At 59.9% G+C, this 10311-nt stretch carries 8 protein-coding genes; 5 read left to right on the top strand and 3 right to left on the bottom strand.

Annotated elements, in window-relative coordinates; translation table 11 throughout:
- A partial coding sequence (locus PMI26_RS0129960) for a DUF5801 repeats-in-toxin domain-containing protein (RefSeq protein ID WP_007980153.1) occupies positions 1 to 2319 on the top strand: 2319 nt, incomplete at its 5' end.
- 283 nt (positions 2320 to 2602) lie between these two features.
- Here the strand turns inward: PMI26_RS0129960 and PMI26_RS02015 are convergent.
- Complete coding sequence (locus tag PMI26_RS02015) at positions 2603 to 3319, bottom strand: response regulator transcription factor (RefSeq protein WP_157222289.1); 717 nt, start codon at positions 3317 to 3319, stop codon at positions 2603 to 2605.
- A complete protein-coding gene (locus tag PMI26_RS31080) occupies positions 3316 to 3531 on the bottom strand; it encodes a hypothetical protein (RefSeq protein ID WP_007980149.1) in 216 nt (71 codons plus the stop codon). The genes PMI26_RS02015 and PMI26_RS31080 overlap by 4 nt, the downstream gene beginning before the upstream one ends.
- 614 nt (positions 3532 to 4145) lie before the next feature.
- Here PMI26_RS31080 and PMI26_RS02020 point away from each other — a divergent pair.
- From PMI26_RS02020 to PMI26_RS02035, 4 genes are all read left to right on the top strand, one after another.
- Positions 4146 to 5750 carry a tetratricopeptide repeat-containing response regulator gene (locus PMI26_RS02020; RefSeq protein WP_007980147.1) on the top strand — a complete coding sequence of 535 codons (1605 nt, stop codon included), beginning with the start codon at positions 4146 to 4148 and terminating at the stop codon, positions 5748 to 5750.
- Positions 5747 to 6439 (top strand): sensor histidine kinase, encoded by a 693-nt coding sequence (locus tag PMI26_RS02025; RefSeq protein ID WP_007980145.1) that lies wholly within the window; start codon positions 5747 to 5749, stop codon positions 6437 to 6439. The genes PMI26_RS02020 and PMI26_RS02025 overlap by 4 nt, the downstream gene beginning before the upstream one ends.
- A gap of 287 nt (positions 6440 to 6726) precedes the next feature.
- Positions 6727 to 7971: a glutamine synthetase family protein gene (locus PMI26_RS02030; RefSeq protein WP_162831827.1), complete on the top strand. Its 1245-nt coding sequence runs from the start codon at positions 6727 to 6729 to the stop codon at positions 7969 to 7971.
- A gap of 70 nt (positions 7972 to 8041) precedes the next feature.
- Entirely contained in the window at positions 8042 to 9424 is a 1383-nt protein-coding gene (locus PMI26_RS02035) for an MFS transporter (protein ID WP_007980140.1), read from the top strand.
- Positions 9425 to 9486: 62 nt separating this feature from the next.
- Here the strand turns inward: PMI26_RS02035 and PMI26_RS02040 are convergent, their stop codons facing one another.
- Positions 9487 to 10233 (bottom strand): flagellar brake protein, encoded by a 747-nt coding sequence (locus PMI26_RS02040; protein WP_007980138.1) that lies wholly within the window; start codon positions 10231 to 10233, stop codon positions 9487 to 9489.
- Positions 10234 to 10311 lie beyond the last annotated feature (78 nt).

The following is a 10311-nucleotide window of genomic DNA, read 5'->3' as shown; positions in this document are numbered from 1 at the left end:
AACATTGGGCAGAACCTGGTGTTCAAGGACGACGGGCCGAGCATCAGCACCACCGGCGCGGAGCCCACGCTGACAGTGGACGAGACGCTACTGGCGACCGACGCCACCCAGAGCTATGCCGCCAACTTCAACTCGGCGTTTGGCGCGGATGGTGCCGGAACGCTGACCTATGCGCTGGGCGTGGTGGCGGGAGCCTCCGGGCTGACGGACACGGCCTCGGGCGAGGCGGTCAACCTGTCGCTCAACGGCACCGTAGTGGAAGGTCGCACGGCCCTCGGCAATCAGCTGGTGTTCACCGTCAGCGTCGCCGCCGATGGCAGCGTCACGCTCGACCAACTCCGGGCCGTGGTCCATCCCGACCCAACCAATCCGGATGATTCGACGAGCCTGACCTCGGACAACCTGGTGACGCTGACGGCGACCATAACCGACAAGGAGGGTGACAGCGCCCAGGCGACGCTGAACATCGGGCAGAACCTGGTGTTCAAGGACGACGGGCCGAGCATCAGCACCACCGGCGTGGAGCCCACGCTGATAGTGGACGAGACGCTACTGACGACCGACGACACTCAGAGCTTCGCTGCCAACTTCAACTCGGCATTTGGCGCCGATGGGGCGGGCACGCTGAGCTATGCGCTGGGCGTGGCGGCCGGGGCCTCCGGGCTGACGGACACGGCCTCGGGCCAGGCGGTGAACCTGTCGCTCAATGGCACCGTGGTCGAAGGGCGTACGGCCACGAGCAACCTGCTGGTGTTCACGGTCGGCGTAGCCGCCAATGGCAGCGTCACGCTTGACCAACTCCGCGCCGTGGTGCATTCGGACCCAAACAATCCGGATGATTCGAGGACGTTGACCTCGGACAACCTGGTGACGCTGACGGCGATCAAGACCGACGGGGACGGCGACAGCGCCCAGGCGACGCTGAACATAGGGCAAAACCTGGTGTTCAAGGACGACGGGCCGGCACTCAGTTTCGGCAACCTGATCGGGACCGGTAGTGTCCTGGCGCAATCCGGGTTCTGGAATATGGCAACGGGAGCCGACGGGCTGGGTGCGGCCGGTCTGGATATCTCGTTGGTCAATAACCAGTTCACCCTCGTCAGGCCAGACAACACGACCACGACCGGGACCGGCACGCTCACCGAGCTGGCGCAGTCACCGGATGTCAATGGCGCGTACCAGTTCGCGGGAACCTTGACCGGTGATTTCGACAACAACGGTGCAACGGCGAATACCACCGTCGACTACACGTTGACCGCCTATGCCGATGGTCGCTATGCACTGGATCTGGTGCAGGGCTTCAGTTCGACGATCGTGCTCAGCAGTGCCGACGGCTCGCTCGCTGCGGGCGGCCCGGACTCGGTGCGCACATTGTTGATTCCTCAAACAAGTAACCCGGCTATTCCTTCGACATCCGAGGAGATCGTGTTCTTTTCCGCGAAGGCGCTTGCGTCGACTGCGGACATTCTGACCGGTATCGGGCTCGGAGCACCCGACCCCACCGAAGCCGCGCTACAGACCAACCCCCTGCCGTCGTACATTGACCCGGCGGCAATGAACGTCAGCACGTCCGGCATCGGCGTCGGCAACAACGTTTTCCAGGGCGATAACCTGGCGGCAATCAGCGCCGCCGATGAAAGTTTCGTCATCAATCCGGAGAGCCTGCTGACGGGAATGAAGGTCTTCATCGACAACTCCGTGGCGGGCTACAACACGGCGACCGAGGACCTGTACTACAGGATCTACTATGCCGATGGCTCGAATTCGAGCCTCGTCGAGGTGAACACACTGACGCCGGAGGCTGGCGGGCAGGTGTCCTTCCTCGTGCAGAAGGAGGGCACGACACTGATCGACGCTGTCCAGCTGACGATGGGCCGGGGCGATGTCAAGATCCCGGTGATCCAGTTCATTCAGCAGAGCGAGAGTCTGGCCAGCGATGTCCAGCTGGCGTTCAGCGCGACGCTGACGGACAAGGATGGGGACTCGGCGACGAGTACGTTTGCCGCCAACCTGTTCGCCAACGACCCGGCCAACGCCACCTTCGACTTCTCGCTGGTGGGCACGATCGGTAAGCAGGATGCGTTCAACATCGATCTGTCAGTCAATGAGAACTTGTACCAGGTCAGCGGCTTCGATGTTGGCTCGGGCACGCAAGACAAGCTGGTGCTCAACGGCGACCCGAACGCCGTTGTCCAATCGATCAACAACACCGGCGCAGACAGTGTCGTGACGGTTGCCGAGACTGGCGGACAAACAACGACCATCACCTTGGTCGGGGCTCATGTTCAGAGTACCGACATCTTTTTTGGCAGCGCCTGAGGCTTTGCGCGCATGAACGGAGGCGAGGGTGGCGCAGGAAACCACCCTCGCATTCTTTTTGCAGTTCTGATGCGAGATCCCCATGTTCCCATGCGCTGTGGACTGGCGAACAGCACAAGGCTTGAAGAGCGCAGGGTAGGTGCAGGTGGGCGAGGCAGGATTTACCGAGAACGACATCAGTCTTGCGGGGGCACTCTGTCCCGGATCAGCGACAAGGATGGGGGAATAGTGACGGCCTGGCCCTTGAAAGTGAGGGGCAGACCGCCTTCTATCGACTTGAAACTCAATCCAGTTCCACCCAGGCGGACTCGGTCGGCGCTTCGTTGGTGAGCCCGTGTTTCAGCGCATACATCAGCAAGTCGATGCGGTTGATCAGATTAAGCTTTTGATAGATGTTGCTGAGGTGGTTGTGCACGGTGTGCTCGCTGATCCCCAGGCGCCCGGCGATACTTACATATTTGGCGGACGGCTCACCCACGATGGCGCGAATCAGCTCTCTCTCGCGCAGCGTCAACCGCGCCTGTTTTGCCCGCTCCAGATTGCACTTCATGGGGATATGCCCGTTCGCGGCATAGCCGGAAAGGCCGCCGGCCCAGGCTCTATCCATTGCGCAGTCGCTATGGTGGACCTTGAGAATGGCCTGGATAATCGATTCCGTCGGGTCTTCCGCCAACACGATGCCGCGAGCGCCGGCCTCTATCGCCTGGGCAGCGGGGACGACTTCGTAAAGGCCCTTGAGCAGCAGCACCTTCATTTCGGCGCTACGGGTGAGCTCGGCGACGACATCCAGGGGATTCAGCGCATCCGGAAAGAAACTGAAAAAAATGACATCGGGCCGCATCTGATCGGCAAGATCCAGCGCCTGGGTATAGGTGGTGGCCTGTCCTGTCACTTCCATCCGGGGCTTTCTGGCATTGATCAAGTCGTGAAGGCCCATGAGTACGAGGGGGCGACAATCGATCAGCATCACGCCAATTGGCTCTTTTGGGGCGGTCATCATCTTCCTGACCCCCTTGAAAAGCCAATGATGGATTCCACCCGCAAATTACCCCGGGCCAACCATTTGCTCGCCAGGCAGCCGCGATCATCGGTAATCACCGACCCCGGAGCCATTTCCATCAACGGCCTCAGCAGGCGGCGCGAACGTTTCCAGAAGGCAGCCAAAGCCGGAGAGATCAGATAAATACGAATAATTATCAGTGGTTTGCGCATGATGATGTGCTCCCTCCCAGCTCTTAACTGATTCTAGGTCAACGCGCAGCGCTACCCGCCTACCCGTCCGTCAGTCCTCGATCCAGGTCCGGTGCGGCAAGGCCTGTTCGATGCTCTCGAGAAGCGGGAGTAACTCTCGAAAATCAAGGTATTAGGCCCACCATAGATGGCCAATTGCCAAGATCGGATCCACATCATGGTCGTCAATTAATCGACGAATGGCGATAACTTAGGAGCGCTAATATCAACCTAGTCAACTTTTCGGCGAAATACGCTTTGCCAGCCGCCAGTAATTGCGGGTGTTCATGTATTGCCGGTGTTCATGAATCAGCACGTTTTTGTGCGCGATGTCTCGTTTCCAGAAACGCCTTTACCTATTCAGAGTGAGCATTGGGGGTGGTTCTCAAGGGAATGCCATGGCTGGCCGATAACCCGGACAGTTACAAGCTTCTTCATCTGTGGCGGTCGGTGCATGTGCTGACTGGCGATGAGAAGCTGTTTGATGGCCAAGGGCTACCAGTTATCATCTGCGCGCCAAATCAAGGGCTGCGAAGCTGAGTCCGTCCGTGTATTTGCCTTTGGGTTCTCCTTCTTAAATTGCCTGGAAATCTTCGATGCTGTCGTATCACCAAAAGCGTTTTCTGATCGTCGATGATTTCTCGGACTTCCGCAGTTCGGTTCGCTCGATGCTGCGTGAACTGGGCGTCAAGGAAGTGGACACTGCCGATACCGGCGAACAGGCGCTGAAAATGTGTTCGCAGAAGGCCTACGATTTCATCCTGCAGGACTTTCACCTGGGCGACGGCAAGAAGAACGGCCAGCAGGTGCTCGAAGACCTGATGGAAGAAAAGTTGATCAGCCATGAGTCGGTGTTCGTGATGGTCACCGCCGAAACCAGCCAGGCCATGGTGCTCAGTGCGTTGGAGCATGAGCCCGATGCCTATCTGACCAAGCCGTTCAACCGTTCCAGCCTGGCTCAGCGCCTGGAGCGCCTGGAACAGCGCAAGACCTTGCTCAAGCCGATCCTGCAGGCGCTCGACCGGGGCAAGCCGATGGAGGTGCTCAACGCCTGCATCGCCCTGTGCAAGCAAGACATCCGTTACTCGCCGCTATGCCTGCGCTATCGTGCCGATGCCTTGCGCGACCTCAATCAGAACGAAGCGCTGGAGCGGCTGTACGACGGCATCATCGCCGACCGTCCGTTGCCCTGGGCGTTTGCCGGGCTGGGCAAGTTGCTGTTCAAGCGCGGTCAGGTCGGGCAGGCCAAAGGTATCTACGAAAAAGCCCTGAAAGTCTTTCCGATGATGCCGTCGCTGTATGACGGCATGGCTGACGTGCTGGTCGCCGAAGGGGACACCAAGGGGGCGCAGCGCGTTCTCGAAGAAGCGATTCGCCTGTCGCCGCTGGCAGTGCGCCGGCAAGCGATGCTGGGCAAGCTGGCAATGACCAATGAAGACTTCGATACTGCTTCCAAAGCCTATCGTCAGGCTGTGGCCCAAGGCGCGCAGTCGCGTTTCAAGGACCCTGAAAGTAACCTCGGCCTGGCTCACGCCTTGATCAGCAAGGGCCGCGACAGGGGGCTGGATACCCGCACCCGGCTGGAAATCAACACCACGTTGAGCGCAGTGGCCAAGGACAACCCTGGCGACCCTGGCCTGCAAATTCGTGCGCGCTTGATGAAGGCCACCAGTCTGCTGATCAACGATGCGGAAACGGCCGACAAGCTCACCGAGCAGGCACTGTTGCGCCTCGATGGCATGGAGCAGTTCATGAGCGCCGAAGCGGCGCTGCTGGTGGCCCAGCAACTGAAAATGCTCGGGCAGTCCGAGGCCGGCACCGCGATGCTGAAAAACTGCGTGGAAATCTACGGCGACGATCCGGCGGTGATGAAGGACATCGCCAAGCAGACCGACGACCCGAGCATCCTCAATTCCGGCAACGCCGCGGCTGAACTCAACCGTCAGGGGGTGCGCGTCTACAAGACCGGCAATCTGGTGGAGGCCCGGCAGGTCTTCCGCAAAGCCCTGGCCATGCAACCGAAGAACATCAGTATCGCCCTGAACATGGCGCAGTCGTTGTTGCACGGCACCGATACCAGCGTTGCTTCGGCGGAGTTGGAGGAATGCCGGACCTGCCTGAAAATGGTCGGCCTGATGCCCGACACCGATGCGCGTTTTCCACGTTACCAAAAGCTCAAAAGCAAGGCGTTTGGCCAATGAACGAACACGAACAGGCACTGGACTTCTCCACGGTGATCGCCTCCACCGTGCACGACATGAAGAACTCGCTGGCCATGCTGATGCAGGCCCACAGCCAGTGGCTGGGGCGATTGTCGGAGTCGGTGCAGCAGACGCCGGAGCAGGGCGTGATCGACTTCGAGTTCGCCCACCTCAACGGCATGCTGGTGCAGTTGCTGGGGCTGTACAAGCTCGGCGTCAACCAGATGCCGTTGCAACCGGCTTACCATGAGCTGGACGACTTCATCGAAGCGCAACTGGCGTGTCATCAAGAGGTGTTCGCCAGCCGCGGCATCATGGCCACCTATGAAGTGGACCCGCTGAGCCCGCTGGGTTTCTTCGACCGTGAGTTGATCGCGTCGGTATTGGCCAACTGCATCAACAACGCCATTCGTTTTGCACGGCATGCTGTTCTGATCAGTGTCAGTGACGAAGCCGGGCAACTGGTATTGACCATCAATGACGATGGCGAGGGCTATCCGGCGCCGATGATCGAGCGTCAGGCCGATTACGCCCAGGGCATCAATCAAAGCACCGGCAGCACCGGGCTGGGCCTGTACTTTGCCGGACGAATTGCCGCGCTGCATCAACGCAACGGCGTGGGCGGGCACACCGAAATCAGCAATGGCGGTCCGTTGGGCGGTGGGGTGTTCAGACTTTTCCTCCCATGATTGTTTCTCGCAGGAGCTGCCGAAGGCTGCGATCTTTTGATCCTGGAAATTAAAAGATCGCAGCCTTCGGCAGCTCCTACGGGTTTTTGCGTCTTTATTGATGTGGGCTGCTTGAAATTCCGAACACGCGGAGCCTATTTTGTACGGTCGCCGTTCGCGGCCCGCACAATAACAAGGATAGCGTCATGACGACCGTTGGCCTGAGTTCACTCGCGCAGCGATTGACGGGCATTGATGAAGTTGAATGTGTCACGCCGGATTTGAACGGCGTTCCACGGGGCAAAGTGATGACCTCCGAGGGATTTCTCGACGGTCGACGTTTGCAGCTGGCGCGGGGTGTGCTGCTGCAATGCATCATGGGCGGATACCCGCCGGCGCGTTTTTATGGCAGCGATGACGGCGACCTGGCGCTGATTCCGGACCCTGCACAAATCCACCGCTTGCCCTGGAGCAGTCCACCGCGCGCTTTCGCCATTTGCGACGCGAACGAACTGGGCACTACCACCAGCTCCAACCTGTCGACCCGTGGCCAGCTCAAGGCGGTGATTGCCCGTTACGCGGCCCGCGGCCTGGCGCCTGTGGTGGCGACCGAGCTTGAGTTCTTCGTTTTTGCGCCTAACACCGACCCGACTCAATCGTTCCAGCCACCGGTGGGGCAGGACGGTCGTCGCGAGGATGGTCAGTCGGCGTTCAGCGTCAGTTCCAACAACGGCTTGCGGCCGTTCTTCAATGAAGTCTACGCGTGCATGGCGGCCCTGGGATTGCCCCGCGATACCTTCATGCACGAGATGGGTGTCAGCCAGTTCGAGATCAACCTGCTGCATGGCGATCCATTGCTGCTGGCCGACCAGACGTTCCTGTTCAAGCACCTGCTCAAGGAAGTGGCTCTCAAGCACGGCCTGAGCGTGGTGTGCATGGCCAAGCCGTTGGCGCATACGCCGGGCAGTTCGATGCATATCCACCAGAGTGTGGTCGAGATCGATTCGGGGCGTAACGTGTTCAGTGACGAGGCGGGGCAGGAGACAGCCACCTTCCGCCATTTCATTGCCGGCCAGCAAGTGTGCATGGCCGACTTCACCGCATTGTTTGCGCCGAACGTGAACTCCTATCAGCGCTTGTGCCACCCTTACGCCTCACCGAACAATGCCTGCTGGTCCCACGACAACCGGGCGGCCGGCCTGCGTATCCCAGCCAGTTTGCCAGTGGCTCGTCGGGTCGAAAATCGTTTGCCCGGCGCCGATGCCAACCCGTATCTGGCGATTGCCGCAAGCCTGGCGGCAGGGTTGCATGGCATCGAGAACGCATTGGAGCCGAGCGCACCGATCCAGGGTGAATTCGAAGTGCCGGACAATCTTTCATTGCCGTGTACCTTGCATGCGGCTCTTGAGCGTCTGAAAGGTAGCCAGTTGGCCAAGGAACTGTTCGGCACGGAATTCATCGAAGGCTACATCGCTTCGAAGACCCTGGAGCTGAGCAGTTTCCATGATGAAATTACGCCCTGGGAACGACGTGTTTTAGCCGCCCAGGCCTGACGATCTGTCGACATCCGGCTATCGTTTAGCGATAGCCGATTCTCACTGCAAGGAGCCGCTCGGAACGCCGATGCGCCAAATCTGGAAATCCTTTCGAGCACTGTATTTCGCCTCGCTGATGATGTTGATCGGCTCGGGCCTGTTGAGTACTTACCTGGGCTTGCGCCTGGCGGCCGACCATGTCGACAGCCTGTGGGTCGGTGCGTTGATGGCCGCCAACTATTTCGGCCTGGTGCTGGGGGGCAAGATCGGTCACCGCTTGATTGCCCGGGTCGGGCATATCCGGGCCTACTCGGCCTGTGCCGGGATCGTCGGCGCGGCGGTGCTCGGCCATGGCCTGGTCGATTGGCTGCCGGCCTGGCTGTTCCTGCGGGTCATAGTGGGTCTGGGCATGATGTGCCAGTACATGGTGATCGAGAGCTGGCTCAATGAGCAGGCCGATGCCAATCAGCGCGGCATGGTGTTCAGCGGTTACATGATCGCTTCGTACCTGGGCCTGGTGCTGGGGCAGCTGATACTGGTCATGCACCCGGCGCTGGGGCTGGAGCTGCTGATGCTGGTCGCCCTGTGTTTTGCCCTGTGCCTGGTGCCTGTGGCCCTGACCCGGCGGATTCACCCTGCGCCCTTGCATCCTGCACCGATGGAGCCACGGTTCTTTATCAAGCGTGTCCCGCAATCATTGAGTACGGTGCTCGGGGCGGGCCTGATTGTCGGTTCGTTCTACGGTCTGGCGCCGCTGTATGCCTCGCAGCAAGGGTTGTCCACGGAGCAGGTCGGTTTGTTCATGGGTAGCTGCATTTTTGCCGGGCTGCTGGTGCAGTGGCCGTTGGGCTGGTTGTCCGACCGCTACGATCGGGCCGTGCTGATCCGCAGTTTCGCGTTCAGCCTGGCACTGGCTGCACTGCCGCTGGCGATCATGCCGCAGGTGCCGCTGGAGGTTTTGTTCATCGCCGGGTTCCTCTGCTCGCTGGTGCAGTTCTGCCTGTATCCGTTGGCGGTGGCGTTCTCCAATGACCACGTCGAAGGCGATCGCCGGGTGTCCCTGACGGCGATGTTGCTGGTCACCTATGGCGTGGGTGCGAGTATCGGGCCGCTGGTGGCCGGTGTGCTGATGAAGCTGTTTGGCAGCCAGATGCTCTATGCGTTCTTCAGTTTCTTTGCGTTGGTGCTGGTGTGGCGGATTCGCCCGAAAGCGGTGACCAACCTGCATCAGGTCGACGACGCACCGCTGCATCACGTGGCCATGCCGGACAATATGACGAGTTCGCCACTGGTGGCCTGCCTCGACCCGCGTGTCGATGAGCAGGTGGTGCAGGAGCAGATGCACACTCCGGTGAGTACCGGGCCAGAGCCTGAGCAAGAATCTGAATCGGTCACCGAAACAGAAACCGATCAGCCGCCGCAAGACCCTGATACAGGGCGGGACCCTAACTTCAGCGAGGCCAGGCCTTAAAGCCGGGGCACAAAAAAACGGGCAGTCACCGCAAGGGACTGCCCGTTTTTTTGGAAGCTCTATCAGATGTCGTCTTTGTCGAAGCGGCGCGCTTCACGTTGCAACTGGTAGACGAAACGTTCGACCTGGCGCTGCACCAGCCCGCTCATGTTGTGGAAGCGAACGCCGGCGAAGGTGGTGGAGATCTTTTCTTCGAAGTGCAGATAACGCAACTCGACCGGCGCCGTCATCTTGCCAAAGGGCAAGTCGGCGTTGAAGCGGTCGTACACCTGACCCAGTTGCAGGCTGCCCGTGATGTCGCCGTCGAAACGCAGTTTGCAGCCGGTCGCGGAAATATCCAGCAGCTTGCCGCTGATGGGGGCCTTGATCTTTTCGCCGTCGAGATTGACGTTGACCAGTTGTGCGAGTTTCAAGGCCGCGCGGAACGCATTGCGGCGCTGGTGGTACACCACTTCATCGGGCAGAGTGCCGCGATAGCAGCGGCTGCCACCGGATTCGTCGATCTGCAATTGGCCGTTGCTTTCCCAGGCAATGCGCACACCTTCGTGGAAGCCTTCGACCCTGAAGGGTTCGCCCGCCATCAGGTAGCGCTCGCCATCGCGAGGGATCATTTCGTCCAGGGCGATCATGTTGTTTTCACGGTCCAGGTCCACCAGATAGCTCTGGAAGCGCTGGCTGCGCTCGTGGAACGTGATGATCAGCGGGTCATGGCTTTCGAGCAGCTGGCGCAGATTGCTGGAGATTTCCAAGGGCGTGGAGAGCACCTTGGGGGGCTGCGGAGCATCATCCACGGATAAGGCATTGGACACGGTTAATCAATCTCCAGACAAAATTTGACTACGACTGGCCAGCATTTTGCCAGCATCTTTCGCGTCTTGGATAGAGCG

Origin of the sequence: Pseudomonas sp. GM33, assembly GCF_000282295.1 — a bacterium.
GTDB lineage: Bacteria > Pseudomonadota > Gammaproteobacteria > Pseudomonadales > Pseudomonadaceae > Aquipseudomonas > Aquipseudomonas laurylsulfatiphila.
Note: the sequence above shows the minus strand (reverse complement) of the source record. Positions and strands in the feature narration are given on the sequence as shown.

Bases quoted from the DNA above. Each gene is read 5' to 3' on its own strand.
- PMI26_RS02015 (WP_157222289.1), bottom strand. From the start codon at position 3,319: ATGATGACCGCCCCAAAAGAGCCAATTGGCGTGATGCTGATCGATTGT.
- PMI26_RS31080 (WP_007980149.1), bottom strand. From the start codon at position 3,531: ATGCGCAAACCACTGATAATTATTCGTATTTATCTGATCTCTCCGGCT.
- PMI26_RS02020 (WP_007980147.1), top strand. From the start codon at position 4,146: ATGCTGTCGTATCACCAAAAGCGTTTTCTGATCGTCGATGATTTCTCG.
- PMI26_RS02025 (WP_007980145.1), top strand. From the start codon at position 5,747: ATGAACGAACACGAACAGGCACTGGACTTCTCCACGGTGATCGCCTCC.
- PMI26_RS02030 (WP_162831827.1), top strand. From the start codon at position 6,727: ATGACCTCCGAGGGATTTCTCGACGGTCGACGTTTGCAGCTGGCGCGG.
- PMI26_RS02035 (WP_007980140.1), top strand. From the start codon at position 8,042: ATGCGCCAAATCTGGAAATCCTTTCGAGCACTGTATTTCGCCTCGCTG.